Consider the following 252-nt stretch of genomic DNA (forward strand, 5'->3'; position numbering starts at 1 on the left):
ATAGGCCGGATCTGGAAGCACGGTAACGTGTGGAGGTGACCGGTACTAATAGGCCGAGGGCTTGTCCATAGAGGCTCGCGTCCACTGTGTTGGTTCTGAAACCACGAACAGCCCCACTCGTTTGTCGGGTGGTGTGGCGTTCTGTTTCATAGTGTTTCGGTGGTCATAGCGTGAGGGAAACGCCCGGTTACATTCCGAACCCGGAAGCTAAGCCTTTCAGCGCCGATGGTACTGCAGGGGGGACCCTGTGGG

The 252-nt window shown here is 57.5% G+C and carries 1 rRNA gene; it reads left to right on the forward strand.

Annotated features, from left to right (window positions below):
- Positions 1 to 155 precede the first annotated feature (155 nt).
- Positions 156 to 252, forward strand: a 5S ribosomal RNA gene (rrf, locus tag ADL25_RS20395); the annotation flags it as partial.

This window comes from Streptomyces sp. NRRL F-5122, assembly GCF_001507435.1.
Classification (GTDB): Bacteria; Actinomycetota; Actinomycetes; order Streptomycetales; family Streptomycetaceae; genus Streptomyces; species Streptomyces lannensis.